Annotated in this window: 16 protein-coding genes and 4 pseudogenes; 13 read left to right on the top strand and 7 right to left on the bottom strand. The window is 50.4% G+C overall.

What is annotated here, in order from left to right; translation table 11 throughout:
* Positions 1 to 77 precede the first annotated feature (77 nt).
* The 5 genes and pseudogenes from RS881_RS13135 to RS881_RS13115 all read right to left on the bottom strand — a co-directional run bounded on the left by RS881_RS13135 (position 78) and on the right by RS881_RS13115 (position 6,716).
* Complete coding sequence (locus tag RS881_RS13135; protein WP_315821492.1) at positions 78 to 1,784, bottom strand: IlvD/Edd family dehydratase; 1,707 nt, start codon at positions 1,782 to 1,784, stop codon at positions 78 to 80.
* 198 nt (positions 1,785 to 1,982) lie between these two features.
* Positions 1,983 to 2,066, bottom strand: a complete 84-nt coding sequence (locus RS881_RS13130) for a hypothetical protein (protein ID WP_425476379.1) — start codon at positions 2,064 to 2,066, stop codon at positions 1,983 to 1,985.
* Between the two features lie 139 nt (positions 2,067 to 2,205).
* Positions 2,206 to 3,443: pseudogene (locus tag RS881_RS13125) on the bottom strand (SusD/RagB family nutrient-binding outer membrane lipoprotein).
* A gap of 115 nt (positions 3,444 to 3,558) precedes the next feature.
* A complete protein-coding gene (locus RS881_RS13120; RefSeq protein WP_315821491.1) occupies positions 3,559 to 3,768 on the bottom strand; it encodes a hypothetical protein in 210 nt (69 codons plus the stop codon).
* On the bottom strand, positions 3,765 to 6,716 hold the full coding sequence (locus RS881_RS13115; RefSeq protein WP_315821490.1) for a SusC/RagA family TonB-linked outer membrane protein: 2,952 nt from the start codon (positions 6,714 to 6,716) through the stop codon (positions 3,765 to 3,767). Before RS881_RS13115 ends, RS881_RS13120 begins: the two co-directional genes overlap by 4 nt.
* A gap of 208 nt (positions 6,717 to 6,924) precedes the next feature.
* Here RS881_RS13115 and RS881_RS13110 point away from each other — a divergent pair, with 208 nt between their 5' ends.
* The 13 genes and pseudogenes from RS881_RS13110 (at position 6,925) to RS881_RS13040 (ending at position 15,520) form a co-directional block, all read left to right on the top strand.
* The gene (locus RS881_RS13110) at positions 6,925 to 7,134 is read left to right on the top strand and encodes a hypothetical protein (RefSeq protein ID WP_315821489.1); all 210 of its coding nucleotides are present in this window, start codon (positions 6,925 to 6,927) and stop codon (positions 7,132 to 7,134) included.
* The gene (locus RS881_RS13105; RefSeq protein ID WP_315821488.1) at positions 7,089 to 7,760 is read left to right on the top strand and encodes a helix-turn-helix transcriptional regulator; all 672 of its coding nucleotides are present in this window, start codon (positions 7,089 to 7,091) and stop codon (positions 7,758 to 7,760) included. Before RS881_RS13110 ends, RS881_RS13105 begins: the two co-directional genes overlap by 46 nt.
* Before the next feature lie 60 nt (positions 7,761 to 7,820).
* Positions 7,821 to 7,973, top strand: a pseudogene (locus tag RS881_RS13100) (gluconokinase); the annotation flags it as partial.
* 89 nt (positions 7,974 to 8,062) lie between these two features.
* Positions 8,063 to 8,883 (top strand): annotated as a pseudogene (locus tag RS881_RS13090) (FGGY family carbohydrate kinase).
* A complete protein-coding gene (locus RS881_RS13085; RefSeq protein ID WP_315821485.1) occupies positions 8,880 to 9,371 on the top strand; it encodes an FGGY-family carbohydrate kinase in 492 nt (163 codons plus the stop codon). Before RS881_RS13090 ends, RS881_RS13085 begins: the two are co-directional and overlap by 4 nt.
* 368 nt (positions 9,372 to 9,739) lie before the next feature.
* A complete protein-coding gene (locus RS881_RS13080) occupies positions 9,740 to 10,387 on the top strand; it encodes an RraA family protein (protein ID WP_315821484.1) in 648 nt (215 codons plus the stop codon).
* An 83-nt stretch (positions 10,388 to 10,470) separates the two neighbouring features.
* Entirely contained in the window at positions 10,471 to 11,091 is a 621-nt protein-coding gene (locus tag RS881_RS13075; protein ID WP_315821483.1) for an enolase-like domain-containing protein, read from the top strand.
* A gap of 26 nt (positions 11,092 to 11,117) precedes the next feature.
* Positions 11,118 to 11,962 (top strand): annotated as a pseudogene (locus RS881_RS59390) (enolase C-terminal domain-like protein).
* A 108-nt stretch (positions 11,963 to 12,070) separates the two neighbouring features.
* Complete coding sequence (locus RS881_RS13060) at positions 12,071 to 13,030, top strand: bile acid:sodium symporter family protein (RefSeq protein WP_315821481.1); 960 nt, start codon at positions 12,071 to 12,073, stop codon at positions 13,028 to 13,030.
* A 249-nt stretch (positions 13,031 to 13,279) separates the two neighbouring features.
* The gene (locus RS881_RS13055) at positions 13,280 to 13,681 is read left to right on the top strand and encodes an RraA family protein (protein ID WP_315821480.1); all 402 of its coding nucleotides are present in this window, start codon (positions 13,280 to 13,282) and stop codon (positions 13,679 to 13,681) included.
* A 14-nt stretch (positions 13,682 to 13,695) separates the two neighbouring features.
* Positions 13,696 to 13,902 (top strand): RraA family protein, encoded by a 207-nt coding sequence (locus RS881_RS13050; RefSeq protein ID WP_315821479.1) that lies wholly within the window; start codon positions 13,696 to 13,698, stop codon positions 13,900 to 13,902.
* A 2-nt stretch (positions 13,903 to 13,904) separates the two neighbouring features.
* The gene (locus tag RS881_RS13045) at positions 13,905 to 14,222 is read left to right on the top strand and encodes an RraA family protein (protein WP_315821478.1); all 318 of its coding nucleotides are present in this window, start codon (positions 13,905 to 13,907) and stop codon (positions 14,220 to 14,222) included.
* 23 nt (positions 14,223 to 14,245) lie between these two features.
* Positions 14,246 to 15,520, top strand: a complete 1,275-nt coding sequence (locus RS881_RS13040; RefSeq protein ID WP_315821477.1) for a mandelate racemase/muconate lactonizing enzyme family protein — start codon at positions 14,246 to 14,248, stop codon at positions 15,518 to 15,520.
* A gap of 149 nt (positions 15,521 to 15,669) precedes the next feature.
* Here RS881_RS13040 and RS881_RS13035 read toward each other — a convergent pair whose 3' ends face one another.
* Together RS881_RS13035 and RS881_RS13030 are read right to left on the bottom strand one after the other, a co-directional pair.
* A complete protein-coding gene (locus RS881_RS13035) occupies positions 15,670 to 16,896 on the bottom strand; it encodes an alkaline phosphatase family protein (RefSeq protein WP_315821476.1) in 1,227 nt (408 codons plus the stop codon).
* A gap of 19 nt (positions 16,897 to 16,915) precedes the next feature.
* A complete protein-coding gene (locus RS881_RS13030; protein ID WP_315821475.1) occupies positions 16,916 to 18,394 on the bottom strand; it encodes a SusD/RagB family nutrient-binding outer membrane lipoprotein in 1,479 nt (492 codons plus the stop codon).
* Positions 18,395 to 18,417 lie beyond the last annotated feature (23 nt).

Genomic DNA, 18,417 nt, shown 5'->3' with positions numbered 1-18,417 from the left:
TTTCTCCTCTTCCTCTCCTAGCCCAAGCTCCTTTTTCCCCTTCCTCTCTTCCCCGCTTAGCTAATGGGAGTCTCTTGTTACCGTCGATCCTGAACTGCCCTGTAAAAATCGAGGTCAGCGCCTTTCTCTGCACCCAATACATGCCTGATGTACAGGCTCATATAGCCACGGGTGGCTACCGGCTTAGGTGGTGTCCAGGCCACCCTTCGGGCGGCCAGTTCATTGTCTGTTATATCGAGGTGCAGCCTGCGCTGCGCTACATCCAGCTCGATCATATCACCATTTTGTACGAGGGCCAGGGCGCCGCCGATCGCGCTCTCGGGCGATACATGCAATACCACGGTACCATAAGCTGTACCGCTCATTCTGCCATCTGAAATGCGTACCATATCAGTAACTCCTTTTTGTAATAGCTTTTTGGGAAGCGCCATATTGCCCACTTCCGCCATGCCCGGGTAACCTACCGGCCCCACGTATTTCAATACCATCACACAACTTTCATCAATATCCAGATCCGGCGTATCGATCCTTGCATGGTAATCTTCAATGCTTTCAAAGACCACCGCCCTGCCCCGGTGTTTCATCAGCGCCGGCGTGGCAGCCGATGGCTTCATTACTGCACCATTCAAGGCCAGGTTACCCTTCACTACAACACAACCTGCTTCGGGCATAATGGGGTTGGCCAATGTGGCGATCACGTTCTCATTGTAGCTGGTAGTGGCTCCCTGGATATTCTCGTGGAGGTTCTTTCCCGTGACTGTCACCACATTTTTATGCAAATGATCTTTTAGTTCATTCAATATCACGGGTAATCCGCCCGCATAATAAAAGTCTTCCATCAAATATTTGCCCGAAGGCATCAGGTTCAGCAGCATCGGTATCTTACTACCCATCCTGTCAAAGTCTTCCAGTTCCAGTTTCACCCCCATCCTTCCGGCAATCGCCAATAAATGGATAATGAAATTGCTGGAACCGCCTACTGCGGCATTCACGATGATGGCATTCTCAAAAGCTTCGCGCGTGAGTATTTTATCTATGGTTAAGTTCTCCCTTACCATCTCCACGATCCGCCGGCCACTGAGTTGCGCCATTTGCTTTTTCCGGCTATCCGCCGCCGGTATAGCAGCAGCCCCGGGTAAGGTGAGGCCCAGCGATTCCGCCATACAGGCCATCGTACTGGCCGTGCCCATTGTCATACAATGCCCGATACTGCGGCTCATACAACTCTCCGCAAATTCACAATCCTCAGCCGACATTCTCCCCGTTTTCATGTCCTCATCAAACTTCCACACCTGTGTGCCCGAACCAATTTCCTGTCCTTTGTATTTTCCATTCAACATCGGGCCGCCGGGCACTACGATCGTTGGCAGCCCCACGCTAGCTGCGCCCATCACTGTAGAGGGGGTGGTTTTATCACAACCTGTTAATAATACCACTCCATCCATGGGATTGCCGCGGATGCTTTCTTCTGTATCCATACTGGCCAGGTTGCGAAACAACATGGCCGTAGGTTTCAGCAGTGTCTCTCCCAGGCTCATTACCGGAAATTCCACCGGGAAACCGCCCGCTTCCAGCACGCCCCGTTTGACCATTTCGGCATGCTCACGGAAATGGGCATTGCAGGGAGTCAGTTCACTGAAGGTGTTACATATTCCAATCACCGGTCTGCCATCGAATAGGTCATTGGGCATCCCCTGGTTTTTCATCCAGCTCCTGTAAATAATGCCGTCCTTGTCTTTTCTGCCAAACCAATCGTGGCTCCTTAATTTTTGCTGGTCGCTCATATTTCGTGGATTTAATCTATGTGGTCCGGGAGTCTGAAAGACCGGAAGTCCGGAAGACCGGAAGTCTGAAAGACCGGAAGTCTGAAAGACCGGAAGACCGAAAGTCCGGGAGTCCGAAAGTGCGAACTTTACCGACTTCCCGACTTTCCTGACTCAACCTACTTTACTAACTTCCCGACTCTACCAACTTTACCGACTTTAAGGCTTATCCCACCATACCCTGGTACTTAATTTATCTGCCCCTTGATTAGCTATGGCTTTATTTACATTTTCGGTATTCACACTCAGTTCAGAAGCAGGGTAGGTAAGGCGCCTGATAAAAGTGCCATTGGGTACATCGGGGTTATTGGGTTGTCCGTACGGATTGGGGTCAGTGCCGGGAAGCCGCTTCTTCTAAAATTAGCGAAAGCTTCCGGACCATTCAAAAGGAAGCGATCCAGTATTGTGTATTGATCTGCTGCAGCTCGGTGCCTGCTGTAAGTGGATTGGCAGCAACATAGGCATCACGGGCTGCACCAGCTACAGCCGAGTTGGGATCATATACGGCCATTTGGTCTATATGGGCCCTGATCCCATCAGAATAATATTGTGTGGCCGAGCCCATTGTGATCCAGCCCCTGAACTGCGCTTCGGCCAGTAAAAGGTTGGTTTGTGCAGCGGTTAGCAGGAATACCGGCGAGGATACCTTCAGCATCCGCCGGCGATCGGCCTGACTATAATCATAAAAGCTGGCCAGCCCGTCTGCAGTAGCCGTTGCTACGATCGTACCATTGTCTTTCCCGACCGGCATGCCGATCTGCCTGGTGGGGTCGGTAGAACCGGTGGCCACCGTTTGTCCCGCACCGCTGGTAGCTCCTACATAACGAATGGCAATGGCCTGCAGGCGCGGATCATTGGTGTTTTTCAATTGATCTATAAAGGGCCTGGTGAGGTAGAAGTTGGCCGCCTCACTACCATTGAGGGTGTTGCCTATGGGCTGTGTGAAATTGGCATCGTGGCGTATATAGGCATTGTCGGCATTGGACGTAATCACACCACCGGCCACGGCGGCCTGCACGGTACTCCTGGCTTTGGTTTCATCCCTTTTGCTTAGCCGCATGCCCGCACGCAGCAGCAGGGAGTAAGCAAATTTTTCCATTTGGCTATATCGCCTGCATACAATACATCTCCACTCTCTACAATGCCTGCAGGGTTTAAAGCAGCAGCAGCTTCTGTCAACTCCTGGATGAGCCTGGGATAAATATCCTGCTGCTTATCATATTGGGGGAAGAGTACCTGGCTCGAAATACCGGCCCCTCCTTCCGAATAAGGAATGTCGCCATAAGCATCTGTCAGGATCATGAACACATACGACTGGTAAATGCGGGCCATCTGGTACATATTGCCCCTGGTGGTATTCTCTTTGGCACGTGTCAGTGCATCATGCGTATTCTTGATCACGCTTTGGTAGTAAGCCGTCCACAACGGTTGCGTGGTTACGTCGCGGCTGTCCTGGTTGAAATTAGCGCCTGCCAGTACACCACCATTGGGCGTTACCAACTGCTGCACCACGCCCATTTCAAATACCATGGTCTTTACCGGGAAAGAGGTATTGATAACTGCCTGGTTCAACAACAGCGCCGGGTCGAGCGAAGTAGGATTTGTTTTGTTCACATTCATGTCCGACAGTCCTTTCTCACAGGAACCAGCGGCCAGCAGGAATAAAACAGGTAAGCTATATTGAAATATCTTTTTCATAATGCAAAGTGTTAGAATTTAATATTCACATTCAGTCCTATGCTGCGGGCGGTAGGCAGTCCGGGCGATTCAATCCTACCTGGTTATCTGAGCCAAAGCCAAATGTCTCCGGATCAATATTATCTACCCATTTCTTCAACATCAGTACATTGTTGGCCACAAGGTCAAGCTTTAGTCCTTTGATGGGCCATTTGGCAGGTACCCATTTGGTAAGGTCATACCCCAATGATACCTGGCGCAGCTTCAATAACCGGCATTGTACACTACTGCTTCCACGATCTGTTGTGAACGCAGGTGTTCCCAATACGTTTGTACAGGCGCTACGGCATTGTTGGGATTACCATTGGCATCTACCCCATTTCCTTTCACACCGCCTGTGCGGCCTTCCAATGTCATCTGGTGCAGCCCATGCCGCACGGCATTGAAATTGGTGCCTGACAGCATTTTGCCGCCCAGCTTATAATCAATGAAAACGGTCAGGTGAATGCCTTTGTACGTAAACGAGTTGAGGAAGCCGCCTACCCATTTGGGTAATGCGCTGCCAAACAATACGAGGTCGGGTGTGCGCAGTGGCAACCCATTGGATTGAAATATCCTTTGGCCCTTTACATTCCGGGCATAACCATAGCCGGCAATCTGACCGATCTCCTGGCCCACCACCTGCCGGGTTTCTCCGTTAAATACATGTGTACCCGTGGTGATACGCTCGCCGGGTTTGTCTGTAATGATGCTGAGTACCCTGGTAATATTGTAAGAGGTATTGGCTGTAAACTCCCAAGTGAAATACCTGTTTTTGACGGGCACCAGGTTCAGCATTCCCTCAAAGCCATAGTTGCGACTTTTACCGCTGTTGATCGGCGTATTGAAATAACCCGATGCATCGGATATCTGCACCGAAACGATCTGGTCGCTCGTGATCTTCCGGTAAGCTGCCAGGTCGAGGTTCAGCCGGTTATTGAACATGCGCAGCTCCAGCCCGATCTCTGTTTCGGCCACGCGGCTGGGTTTCAGGTGAGGATTGGGCAGGGTAGTACCGCTGGTGGTACCGGTAATTATATTGCTGGTACCCACCGGTACCGGCACGCCAGCCGGATTATTGATGAAATTGGCATTGACATTATAGAACAGTTGATCCGAATAGGGCGCCACATCCCCATCACTGCCCACTTCTGCATAGCCCAGCCTCACTTTAGCAAAGTTGAGCCAGGAAGTATTTGGTATATGTTCCGAGAATACATAACTGCCCGATACGGAAGGATACAAAATGCTGCTGTTCTCCGGTGACAGTGTAGAGAACCAATCATTGCGCACGGTACCCGTCAGGTAGAAGGTCTTCTTCCAGTTTAGTTCCGCAGAACCATACAGTGAATTGACGCCTTGCTCTGAAAGCGCGTACACCGGGTCCTTCGCCCTGCCGTTCTGCACGGTATACAAACCCCTGATGATAAAATCCGTGACCACCACATTGTTAATGTCCGACCGCTTGCGCATGCGGTTGCCGCCCGCGTTTATATTGATGCCCAGGTCACCAAACTCCTTATTCGCATTCACCAGGAAATCGAGGTTCGTTTCCCGGAACCGGCGCGACTCCTGTGTAAACACACCATTCACAAATCCGGGAGGTGCAGCCGCCCTCGATGCCTGCCCCGTGGGGAAATTATTGACATCTACATCGCGCGACCAGTAATCCTGTCCAAAACGGCCCTGTACATTCAACCAGCTCAGCAGGTCGTACTTCAGTGTTATGTTGCCAAAGATACGGTCGCGTTTGATCGTATTGAACTGTTCTGCCAATACCCAATATGGATTTGTCCGGTTCGTAAATCGGGACCAGGGATATTCATTGCCGGCTGCATTGTACTTATTTTCATTCAGTACGCTGAGCGGCATCGAAGTTGCCAGCGCCATCAATGTGGTAGGGATCGAATTGTCCTGGTTCGTAATATTCGGCGGGTTCTTATTGATCTCCCTCGAATAATTCACATTGCCCGCCATGGTGAACCGTTCTGTCAGGTCATAACTGAAGCCCAGGTTCATGGTTTTGCGGTTGAAGGAGTTATTGGGCATGATGCCCTTATTCTCCGTATTGTTGAGTGACAGACGCAAGCCTCCTTTCCCGTTACTGCTCTCAAAAGCGATCGTGTTGGCAATATTCTGACCATGGCGGTAGAATGCCCTGGTGCGGCTTCCCTGTGGCAGGTAAGGAACAGTCAGGTTATTAAACAGCACCTGTGTGGCCGCCGGCGTAAATTTCTCACCAAACGACCATTGCCCTGAAGTAGGATTGGGTGATGTAGGACGTACACCATTCTCTCCTTGTCCATATTCATTTTGAAAACCGGTAAAGTCCAGTGGTGTATCGTTGGTATAATTGAGGTTGTATGTTATGCCGATGCCTTTGGTTTTTCCTTTCGTTTTGGTGGTGATCATGATCACCCCATCTTTGGCGCGTGAGCCATACAGTGCCGAAGCAGGCGCCCCTTTCAAGATAGTCATGCTTTCAATATCATCGGGGTTGATGCTTGACAAACCATCTCCGCCGTCGGCATATACCCCGCCTCCTTTTACCGATATTGTATTGTCGTTGAAGTTTGTATTGTCAACAGGTACACCATTGATAACGATCAGCGGATTATTTTGTCCTCCCAACGATGATTGACCACGGATACGGATCTTTGAAGTACCACCGGGTCCCGTGCCCAGGGAGGAAATATTAACACCGGCCACTTTGCCCTGCAATGAATTCATTACATTACTGGTCCGGTTCACAGTAAGTTCTTCGGGTTTTACACTGGTAGCAGCATAGCCCAGTCCACGCGCTTGCCTTTTGATACCCAACGCCGTTACGATCACTTCCCCCATGTCCCCGGTAATAGGTACAAGCGATACATTGATCACTGTGCGGCCCGCAAGGTCTACTTCCTGGGTTTTATATCCAATCGAACTGAAAACAAGCGTGGCATTGTTTCCAGCACCGGGCGGAATAGGAATACTGTATTTGCCTTCATTGTCGGTGATGGTTCCCTGTGAGGTTCCTTTTACTATTACGGAAATACGTGCAAGCTTCGTATCTTTTCCATCGGATACAATACCTGTCACTATTTGAGCATGGGCGGCGGATATAAACAAGAGCAGAAAGCTAAGCAGCCACAATCCCGTATAACGGGATGGCCTGCCGCTGGGATACTTTTTCATACCGGCAAGTTTGTTTTGGTGAGTAATCGTTAAGCTGCCAAATTATCTGCTATTGTGTTCAAAAACTTCCAAAATAGAACTGTGTTGAATTTTGTACATCTGACACGAATAAATTTCCTTTCTTTATGTAGCCCGATCGAAGAGCTGTAAAAATGTTTTTCTTCCGGACTTCCGGTCTTTCCGACTTCCGGACCACATCTAACGCCATATGAATCAATTCCTGCTACAACAAGGCAAGTCTGCAGAACTGCGGTTATTCCCGCACTTGCTCGAAGTGGGCGTTAGAAAGAACGGCGCAATCCAACTCAATGCATTCCTCACCACCACTACCGAATGCCTCCGTATATATATTATTATAGAAGGCAAGTTCGAATGGCGGATCAACCACCAGCCCTATGTTTTTATCCTGGTGATGTAGCCATTATACTGCCCGGCGTACCCTTTGGCAGCGACATCGGCATACTCGAAATAGGTTCCTTCACCTGGCTACACCTCGCTATTCAAAAACTCGACAACGGCCACCTCCTGCCCGGCAAATGGAGCGGCCTCTCCAAAAACGAAGGCGCTGCCATTGGTAAAATGTTGTCCTTAAACACCTCACCGGTGTTGGCAAGGTTTACCGAGGCCGTCAAAATATTCAAATGCATACAGGCCGAACTCTTCAACCATGAAATTGGTTACCAGGCATCCATCAATCACCAGCTCGATGAGCTCATGATTCAAACCACCCGGCACATGAGCCGGCAAAGCCAGCCCGGCAGAGACTTTCCCAAAATATTCATGCGCCTCGAAGAAGTATTGCGGAAAGACCTCTCCCACCAATGGACCGTAGAAGAAATGGCCGCCCTCGTAGGCCTCGGCACTACCCTGTTTACAGAAAGAGTAAAAAGCTATTCCGGCTTTTCACCCATCAACTACCTGATCAATATCCGTATATCAGAAGCCATTAAATTATTGAAGCGGCCCGATATCAGTGTTACCGATATAGCCCTCGATACCGGGTTCTATTCATCACAACATTTTTCCACCACCTTTAAAAACTGACCGGCTACAGGCCCAGTGAATTCAGAAAAACCATTTGAAGAATAAATAATTATTATACACATGAAATGTATCATCACCATTGAGCTGGGAACAAACGGGATAAGAGTGTTTGCCTTCGACCTCAATGGCCGTGTCATCGGTTCCCTGAAAGGGTACTACCCCACCTTTCATACCGAACCCGACCACAGTGAGCAGGACCCCGAGCAGATATTCATTACCACCCTCTATGTGCTGAAGAACCTCCTGAACGAACACGTACACCCGAAAAATACAAATGCGCCTGTATTTGTTTCAGCGCCGCCATGCACAGCGTACTGGCCGTCGATAACAATGGTAATCCCCTGGGTAATGCCATTACCTGGTCCGACAACCGCGCCAAAAAGAAGCCCTGGAATTACGCAGCTCCCCTCCGGCAAAAATTGTACGACGCCACCGGCACCCCATCCATCCTATGAGCCCCCTGCTCAAAATAGCCTGGATCAGGGAACACGACACTGAGCGCTTCCGGCGAACCAGCAAGTTCCTGTCCATCAAAAGTTATATCATCCACCAGCTTACCGGTGAATACCTCATAGACTATAGCATTGCTTCCGCCACCGGCCTCCTCAATATCCATACCATTGCCTGGGAAGAAGAGGCGCTGCAATACGCCGGCATTACAGCCGGTCAACTGCCCAGCCTCGCCCCCATATTTACTACTGCCGGCAAATTGAAAAAAGCCTACCAGCAATCCCTGGGACTGCCGGCCGATACCAAAATATTGATTGGTTCCAGCGATGGTTGCCTGGCCACCCTGGGCGATGGCGTAAATGGCGAAGGCAATGCCACCATTACCATTGAAGACAGCGGCGCCGTGCGCATCATGGGCCCCGCAGTATTGAAAGACGACCAGATGCGTTTCTTTAATTACCTCCTCACGGAAGGATCTTATGTATCCGGCGGCCCTACCAACAACGGCGGCAATATCTTCGAATGGTTTACCCGCCAGTTTGGCGATTTCACCAATCCCTTCGATATAGAGCACAGCATGCAGCAACTGATCGAAGAAGCTGCCCAGGTGCCCGTAGGTTCAGAGGGATTGTTATTCCTGCCTTACCTGCTGGGTGAGCGCGCTCCCATTTGAATGCCAATGCCCGCGGCGCTTACTTCGGACTCAACATCAAGCACGAACGCAAACATTTTGTGCGTGCTACCATCGAAGGCATCCTGTATGAAATATACAGTATTGGCAAAAGCCTGGGCGAGCAGCGCACCATCAAAAGCCTCTCCGTCAATGGCAGCTTTGGTACCCTGCCTATCTGTACCCAGTTAATTGCCGATATGTACAACAAGCCCGTGCGCCTGCGACAGCAGTTTCACAGTGTGAGCTATGGCGCCTGGTTATTGGCCGCTACGGAAATGGGTATTTACAAATCACTCGACGAAGCCGCCCAGACCGTGCAGCTCCCCGATCTGTACAAACCCAATCAACAACACCATGCCGTATATGCAGATTACTTCCGCATTTTCGAAAGACTGAGCACCAAACTATTCGATGAATTTGAAGCCATCGGCAACCTGCAACAAAAAACATGCAGCCACCGAAGCACCCATCAACCAAAAACAAAATAATGACAACGAAACCAACACCCGACAGACACCACCCTTCCGCCCCTCTCGTTGCCTCATTGCCTCTATGCCTTGTTGCCTTTTTCCTCCCTGCCTAAAAAAACTATATGAAAAAGAACACACTCACATTGATCCTCTCACTCCTGTGCGGCCTCCTCCACGCCCGGCAGGTAACCCCTCCCCGACCAGATCAAAGGCCTCACGCCTGAGTGGAAAGGTGAACGATCTGCCGACGGCCGTCCCCATGTGCCCGACCGTTTATTGAGCGCCTCAAGGCGGTCCACCTCGAAGAAGCCTGGGGCATCCTGCGCAACAAGGGTTACCAAAACCAGTTTGAGGGCGAATGGATCGTATTACATCCCGATTCAGCCATGACAGGCCGCGCCGTCACAGCCCAATACATGCCCCTGCGCCCCGATGCCGACAAGCTCATCAAAGACAAAGGCAAGGCCGAAGGCCGCATCGGTGCCCCCAACTCCTGGCCCATTGATGTGTTGAAAAATGGCGACATATACATTGCCGATAGCTATGGCAAGGTCGTCGATGGCACCCTCATTGGCGACAACCTCGGCAATGCCATTTATGCCAGGTCTGCCCGCGGGGTTATTTTCTTTGGTTCCGTACGCGATGTAGAAGGACTCGAAGAGATCAAAGGATTCAATGCCTGGATCAAAGGCTACGATCCATCCTATATACAACAAATGATGTTGGGTGGTATCAATGTGCCCATTCGCATCGGCAGGGCTACCGTATTGCCCGGCGATGCCGTGCTGGCGAAGAAAGGCGGTGTCGTATTCATTCCCGCCCACCTGCTCGAAGAGGTCGTATTGAATGCCGAGTTTATTTCCCTGCGCGATGCCTTTGGTCACCAGCGGCTTCGCGAAGGAAAATATACCCCGGCCAGATCGACACCCAATGGACCGAAGATATCAAAAAGATTTCCTGCAATGGCTCGATGCCAATCCCGGCAAACTGCCCATGAGCAGAAAAGAGCTCGACCAGTTCATGAAAGACCGTAGCTGGTGAGCCGTCATTTTTGTCGACCCCTGTATTCATCCTGGATTCTGGATTCTAAATTCTGTATTCTCAAAAAAGATATTATATGACACCATCACAACAACTCCTCTCCAAACTGGGCCTTTCCGATCCCGCCCCCATCAATGACAATCAACTCCATCCCGGCGATGCCCACAACAGCCGCCGTTCCTTTTTCAAAAATGCTTCCCTCGGTGGCCTCTCCCTCGGCGGCGCTTTCCTGTTCAGTCCTGTGGAAGACCTTGTAGCCCAATCCACCCAACGCGTCAACCGCGCCTCCGCGCCCTGCGACCTTAAGATCACCGATATGCGTTATTGCGTTACCACCGTACTCGGCAGAACCGCCATGATACGCATCGACACCAACCAGGGCATCTATGGATTGGGCGAGGTAAGAGACGGCGCGGACGAGCGCTATGCCTTATTCCTCAAAAGCCGCCTGCTTGGAGAGAATCCCTGCAACGTAGAAATGCTCTTCAAAAAAATAAGACAATTCGGCGGACCAGCCCGCCAGGCCGGTGGTGTATGCGCTGTGGAGATGGCCTTGTGGGACCTCTGCGGCAAAGCCTACAATGTACCCGCCTGGCAATTATTGGGTGGGCGCTACCGTGATAAAGTAAGATTGTATGCCGATACCCCCGAAGCCAATTCCCCGAAGAACAAAAGAAACTCATTAACTACCGGCTGAAAGAACAGGGATATACCTGGTTGAAGATGGATATTTCCATCAATGAATTAAAAGACAAGCCCGGCACCCTCATCAATGCAGATGCCTGGCGCAATGCCCAGGGCAACCTCGCCCAATGGGGCGACCTCAACAACCCCATGTCATACGCCAACACCCAGCATCCCTTCACCCAGATACAGATTACCGATAAAGGCCTGGCCGAGCTGGCAGCCATCGTAGACAATGTACGCAGCATGGTGGGTTATGAAACACCCATCTCCTCCGATCACTATGGCCATTTTGATTTGAACAATGGCATACGCCTTGGCAGGGCTTTGGAAAAATACCGCCTCGCCTGGCTCGAAGATGTTGTGTCCTGGGAGCTCACCGATCAATGGAAAACATTGAGTGATGCATTGAAACACCCTGCCTCACCGGCGAAGATATTTTCCTGCTCAAAGGATTCAAAGCTTTGATTGATAAAAGGGCCGTTGATATTGTGCATCCTGATCTCGCTTCTTCCGGCGGACTCCTGGAGACCAAGCGCATTGGCGATTATGCCGAAGAGAATGGCATCGCCATGGCCATGCACCAGGCCGGCACTCCTATTTCATTTATGGCCAGCGTACATTGTGCAGCAGCCACCCAGAATTTCCTGGCCCTGGAGCATCACTCTATTGACCTGCCTTGGTGGGAAGACCTCGTCAAAACAACCGATGGCAGAAAACTCATCACCAAGGGATTTGCCAACCTGCCCCTGACTGCTCCCGGCCTGGGCATTGAATTGAATGATGAAGTGATTAAACAACATTTGCATGCTTCCGACAAATCCTATTTCGCACCCACTCCGGAATGGAACGCCATTCGTTCACACGACAGGATCTATAGCTAACGTCGACAATAACCGCAATAATCAATAATTATTAATGAATAATTATTCCCAATGAATCGTTCATCCGTTTACTACCTTATCTCCACTATTGTTCTAATCACCTACATCGTGCTGTCCCTCCAGCAACACCACCAAAGGGGCGGCTGGTTATTATTGGCTTTCTTCTTCAGCCTGGCCCTGGCCTTCCGGCAACATCGCCTGTTGAAAGGCCTTTCCTACACCTTGATGGTGATGGCCGTGGTGAGCCTGGCCATGTATTATCCCCAGCATTTTAAAACCTATCGCGGTTTTAAACTGTCCGGGCTTATCATTCCCTTATTACAGATTATTATGTTTGGCATGGGCACCGAATTAAGCCTCAAAGATTTTGCCCATGTAGTGCGCATGCCCAAAGGAATTATCGTAGGCGTCGTATGCCATTATATCATCATGCCCCTGATCGGTTTTTCCCTGGCTTACCTGTTCAACTTTCCACCCGAGATTGCCGCCGGTATCATATTGGTGGGTTGTTGTCCCAGCGGACTCGCCTCCAACGTCATGTGTTACCTCGCTAAGGGCAATCTTGCTTTATCAGTGTCTGTTACCACCATTTCTACCATGGTGGCTCCTTTCTTAACACCCTTGCTCATGCGCTTGTTGGGTGGCAGTTTTGTAGCCATTGATTTTTTGGGTATGGTATGGGACATTACCAAGATCGTGATCCTGCCCGTGGCCGCTGGTCTGGCATTTCATTACCTCATCCATGGCCGGTTCAAATGGCTCGATAAGGCCATGCCCCTGGTGTCCATGTCTGGCATTGCCATTATCCTTACTGTTATTACTGCGGCGGGTCGAGACAACCTGTTGAAAGTAGGCGCCCTCTTACTCATCGCCACCATCCTGCACAATGTATTGGGTTATATCATGGGCTATTGGTCGGCCAGGGTATTGCGTTTTCACGAGCGCGATTGCCGCACCATTGCCCTCGAGGTGGGCATGCAGAATGCCGGACTCGCCTCCGGGCTGGCTTTGGCCATGGGCAAACTGTCCACCGCCGGATTAGCCCCGCCATCTTTGGTCCCGTCATGAACATCAGCGGTTCTTCTTTGGCCAGCTGGTGGCACAACCATCCGCCCAAGGACGACGAGACCAGTAAAGGAGCAAAGCCCTTAACTTAAACCCTCACCCCTCGAAAGCGGTTTTTCTTCCGGACTTTCCTCCGATTGTTATCGGAACAGTCTTCCGGTCTTTCCGACTCTAAAGGAACCTTTCAAAGCCCGAAGGTTTTTCTTCCGGACTTCGGGACTTTATTAACATACTCACTTCAAACACATCTATATGCCTCAATGTAAAAACCTGCTGCCTGCATTCATACTAATGCTCTTTTGCCAGTTCACCGCCGCCCAGGAAGTGCAGATCAGCAAAGAAGAGCTCCTGGCCTTAACCCCCGAGTGGAAAGGCGATCGCTTTCACGATGGAAGGCCCAAAGTGCCCGACAGGATTCTCGAACGCATGAGACAGGTAAGCGTAGAAGAGGCCTGGGCTGTGATGAAGAATGCCGGTTATGCCTACCAGGTCGCTGAGCAGTGGCAGGTCATCAATCCTGATAGTGTGCTCGTGGGCAGGGCCGTCACCGCCATGTTTATGCCTGCCCGGCCCGATGTATGGAAAGCCATTGATACCGTGGGCAAGAAAAAGGGAAGCGCGGACAAAACACCTGGCCCGTCGATATTCTCGTAAAGGGAGATGTATACGTGGCCGATCAGTTTGGCGCCCATCGGAATGGTCCTACCATTGGCGACAATGTGGGCAACGCCATTTATGCACGTACTGGTAATGGTATTGTGTACGATGGGGCCCTGCGCGATGTGGAAGGCCTCAAAGAGATTGGGGTTTCACTTCTTATTATACCAGTTATGATCCTTCTTACCACAACCCGCCGGGCGATCTCAATACCATGATTGTGGGCATCAACCGGCCTACCCGCATCCGCACCGTAACCGTTATGCCCGGCGATGTGGTGTTGGGCAAATTGGGCGTGGTCGTATTTGTGCCGCCCCACCTGGCCGAGAAAGTGTGTACTACTTCCGAGATTGTGCGCCTCCGCGATATGTTTGGTCACCAGCGACTGCGCGAAGGCAAATACACCGCCGGACAGATCGATACCCGCTGGGCCGACGACATTGAAAAGGATTTTTCCAAATGGATCAATGACCATATCCATGAATTGCCTGTGCCCAAAGAAACCATTCAGCAATTCCTGAAAGACCGTACCTGGTAAATCAATATTAAAAACACCTTACAATGTCCAACTCAAGAAGATCTTTCCTAACCAAGGCCGCCATTGCCGCCGCCATGTCTCCCCTGGCCGCACTCAACAGTTTCGGCAGCGGATACGAAACCGCCATTGCCAATACCCCCAAGCCTTCTGCACCTGCCGACCTCAAGATCACCGATATCAAATGCGGTTACATCCGTGGAAGCCTCTTCGTAAAAATATATTCCAACCAGGATATCTGGGGCTGTGGCGAGGGCGTCGATGCCATTCCCGGTACCTATCATTTGGTGAAGAATTTTGGCGAGCGCATCAAGGGAAAGAATCCCTTGAACGTGCATCGCCTGTTTGAGGATATCCGCAAATCAGGTTTCTTCCAGGGGGCCCAGTCAGGTATGTATGTGGCTGTGTTGTCTGCCATTGAAGCTGCTTTGTGGGACCTGGCGGGCAAAGCCCTTCATTTGCCCGTATACCAGTTGCTGGGTGGTAAGTTCCGCGATAAGGTGCGCGTGTATTGCGATACTGCGCTGTATCAACGTGCCCTGCCCAAGCCTTCAGATTTTACAGAAGCCGCCACTAAAGCAAAGCAGATGGGTTTCAATGCCATCAAGTTCGACCTCGACCAGGCCAATGATCCCAACAAATATGATTTTTACAACTGGACTGCCAGTCCTGCTGAGCTGCAGCGCATGTACGACCAGTTGGCCGCCGCCCGCGAAGCTGTAGGTCCCAACATTGATATCTGTGCTGATATGCATGGCCGCTATGATGCCGTGACCGCCCAGGCCATCGCCAAGAGACTGGAACCCCTCAACCTTATGTGGCTGGAGGAGCCCATACCCGCCGAAAATGTGGAAGCCTATAAGCTGCTCACCGAATCCACCAGTACCCCCATCTGTGCCGGCGAGAACCATTACCTGGCTTATGGTTTCCGGCGGATGCTGGAGTTGGGCGCCGTGGACATCGTGATGCCCGACCTGCAAAAGTGTGGCGGCCTCGGTGAGGGCCAACGCATTGCCAACCTGGCCAACCTATACTACATACCTTTCGCCCCCCATATGGTGGCCTCCTTCCTGGGCGCTATGGCCTGTGCTCATGTATGTGCTGCTGTACCCAATTTCATGATCATGGAATGGCAATCCTATTTTCATACGCAGCCTATGTTCAAAGAGATCATCACTTATGATGGAGAGTGGGTGAAGGATAGTTTCATCACGGTATCGGATAAACCAGGCATCGGTGTAGAGATCAATGAAGCTGGCATGAAGAAGTATGCTATACCTGGTATGCCTTTCTTTGAATAGTGCCTGGTAATTCTTCTTTTGTCCAGGTGGCGGGCGGGTGAGCCGCTCCCATAGGACGGCCCACACTGTAGCGCCTGATCACAATAAAGAACAAAGCCGCTTCCGTTACCGGAAAGCGGCTTGTCTATGAATAGAACTACTGCGCTTACTTATTTGACCACGATCCACCGGTTGAGGAAATTATCCGGTGTTTCAATCACGATCTTGTAGAACTTACCAGTGCCATCAGTATCAATAATGGCTTCGCCTTTGGAAACGGGTACGGTGGCTTTTAATACGTACTCATCGCGGCCACCTTCTTTGAAACGGTTGGTGGTGGTAACCCAGATCTTCGCATCGCCTTTACGCCCGGCAGGCTTCCAGGTTACGTTGATCTTGCCATCTACCAGTTTGGCATCGGGGTGAGTAGCCGCTATTTTACCGGTCAATGGTACGCCGTCTACCTCCATCAACTGTTCACGGGGGATGGTTACCCCTAAAAAGTTGGCGATGGAAGGCATAATATCTACCACACCCGGATTACCGGTTTTGAAGTAGTTGTTCAGCTTTTGGGCATTGGTTACCATCCAGGTACTTCTTTCACGATTGGATTGGCCGCCATGGCCTTTACCGGTGGCGCTGTCGCGCCCATGATCGGTCGTAATGTAAATGACCCAATCTTCGTTGAAGTTTTGCTGACGGTAATTGATGGCTTCCCACAAACGGCCCATCTGCTGGTCCATATAGGCAATGGCCTGGTGAAACTCCGGGCTGTCGCCATACCGGTGTCCCATATCATCGGTGTACTCCAGGTATACCCACGATAGGTCGGGCGCTTGCTGTTTGATATACTCAGTAGCCTTGTCCACCACCGCCTCGTCAATGCGGTGCATATAGTCCTTCTTTTTGTCGTGGGGATAATTGACAGTATCCAGTTCCAACCCATCAAAATGATAGTCCAGTTGTATGTTGCCCGTAGCAGGCAAGCCCTCTCCTACCAGTTTGGTGCGGTTGTCGAGCCAACTGGAGAAAATGGCCGCTTTCTTTTGAGGGTACTGTTGTTTAAAGAAGCGGAAGATGGTCCAATAATCATAATCAGGCCTGGCTATGTCATTGTCCCATACATTGTGTTTATTGACCCAGGTGCCGGTAAGTAAACTGTTGTAGCCTACGGCAGAAATGGTGGGTGTTTGCGAATAGCCGCCTTTTTCTCCCCCTACATGGGCGCGGGCATAGCCGCCTACGCTGGCAATCTTTTTCAAATTGGGCGTGGGTTGCTGTTCGATCACATCGGCCGCAATACCATCTACGATCACAAATAATGCCTTCTTCGGTTTTTGCGCTTGCAATACTGCAATACTGGCAATCAATACGGCCGTTAAGATTCCTTTCTTCATGGTGCTCTAAATAACGTTGTTATTGTAATATCCACATCACGCCATTGATATTATCCCCATTGGGATACTGGCTTTTTACCGCATTCTCCACGTTTATCCGGTTATTGGTATACTCATCATTGGGGTACATCCAGCGTTTGGGAATAATACCACCATTCAGGATACCGCTTCCGGTAACATCAAAAGCAGGAAAACCGGTACGCCGTTGCTCATAAAAAGGCATCCAGCCGGTATTCATGAACATGCTAATGTACTTCTGTGTAATGATCTGCTTTACTTCCTGACCAGTTTGCAAAGTTACCACCGGCTGAGCGAGGTAATCATTGATCTCGGTAGTAGTATAGCCATTGTTGAAATTAGAAAACTCCAGGGATGCTTTGATACCGTTCTTGTAATAGGTATCGGCATTGCCGGTGATCCAACCGCGCACTACCCCTTCGGCCAGTATGAGCTGCAATTCAGCATAGCTCATCAATAAACTGGGCTCGTTGATGGCCTGGTAAGAATAGCGGTCATGGATCTGTGAAGCATTCCCTGCCTGTCTTTTAGCTGTATTCTGCGACAGGGCAGCGCTGCCACGCAATCCATCATAGGCATTGAAATCTTTCACAGGCAGGCCACCGGCAGGCTTGGGTTTACCAAAAACAAATAAGCGCGGGTCTTTCAGGTCCTGAAGGATATCCACGAAAGTACTATCCAGGTAGTAATCCGTTTTCATGGAATTGTTGTTGAAATAGGGATACTGGTTGCCCGTGATATCGTAATAAGGCAAACGGCCATTATCGGCATTGGAAACCATTAAAGGATATTTAGCCGGATTGGAAACGATCTCATTAAACCGTTGTTTGATATTCAGGGTAGCATCGCCTTGTTTTTTAGAAAGGCTGATCAAAACACGTAAGGTAAAAGAATTGATCAGCTTTCTCCACCTGTCAATATTGCCCCCATACACGAGGTCGCCGTTGATGGCTACTTCGGCAGCCGACAAAGAATCGCTGGCAATCTTCAGTTCATCCAGTACACCCTTGTATACCTCCTGTTGTTTGTCGTAAGCTGGCCTGATAGCGGCCGTGTCTACCACATTATTATTCCGGATGCTTTGCATCATTTTTGAATAGGGAATATCACCGAAGGTTTGCGTCATGCCTACGATGAAGTAGGAAGTGAAGAACTTACCAATGTAACGGAAATTCTTCTTGCCTACGCGGGCAGTTTCCTGCTCCATCTTCACTACCTGCGAAATACTGCTATATCCCATACCACTGCGCTGCCAGCCATAATACTGGGTATTGCTGGCGCCCTGGGTATACACCAGGTAACGGGATGCCAGGGCAGCATCGGCCGATATGGTGGAAAAGGCATTTCTTTCAATATTGGTGAGCAACAGCGCCGGATCGGCTTCCGTGGGATTATTGGGATTTTTCTGGAATTCCTCAAACTTCTTGCAGGACCCAAAGGCTGCCAGTGTTGCCAGGAATAAATATGTATATCGTTTCATCTTGTTGTCGTTTAATAATGTTA

The sequence above is a fragment of the Paraflavitalea speifideaquila genome (genome assembly GCF_032395985.1).
GTDB classification, from domain to species: Bacteria; Bacteroidota; Bacteroidia; order Chitinophagales; family Chitinophagaceae; genus Paraflavitalea; species Paraflavitalea speifideaquila.
The sequence above is the reverse complement of the archived record's forward strand: the minus strand, read 5'-3'. Positions and strand labels throughout refer to the sequence as shown.

Bases quoted from the DNA above. Each gene is read 5' to 3' on its own strand.
- RS881_RS13135 (WP_315821492.1), bottom strand. From the start codon at position 1,784: ATGAGCGACCAGCAAAAATTAAGGAGCCACGATTGGTTTGGCAGAAAA.
- RS881_RS13115 (WP_315821490.1), bottom strand. From the start codon at position 6,716: ATGAAAAAGTATCCCAGCGGCAGGCCATCCCGTTATACGGGATTGTGG.
- RS881_RS13110 (WP_315821489.1), top strand. From the start codon at position 6,925: ATGAATCAATTCCTGCTACAACAAGGCAAGTCTGCAGAACTGCGGTTA.
- RS881_RS13105 (WP_315821488.1), top strand. From the start codon at position 7,089: ATGGCGGATCAACCACCAGCCCTATGTTTTTATCCTGGTGATGTAGCC.
- RS881_RS13080 (WP_315821484.1), top strand. From the start codon at position 9,740: ATGACAGGCCGCGCCGTCACAGCCCAATACATGCCCCTGCGCCCCGAT.
- RS881_RS13075 (WP_315821483.1), top strand. From the start codon at position 10,471: ATGACACCATCACAACAACTCCTCTCCAAACTGGGCCTTTCCGATCCC.
- RS881_RS13055 (WP_315821480.1), top strand. From the start codon at position 13,280: ATGCCTCAATGTAAAAACCTGCTGCCTGCATTCATACTAATGCTCTTT.
- RS881_RS13040 (WP_315821477.1), top strand. From the start codon at position 14,246: ATGTCCAACTCAAGAAGATCTTTCCTAACCAAGGCCGCCATTGCCGCC.
- RS881_RS13035 (WP_315821476.1), bottom strand. From the start codon at position 16,896: ATGAAGAAAGGAATCTTAACGGCCGTATTGATTGCCAGTATTGCAGTA.
- RS881_RS13030 (WP_315821475.1), bottom strand. From the start codon at position 18,394: ATGAAACGATATACATATTTATTCCTGGCAACACTGGCAGCCTTTGGG.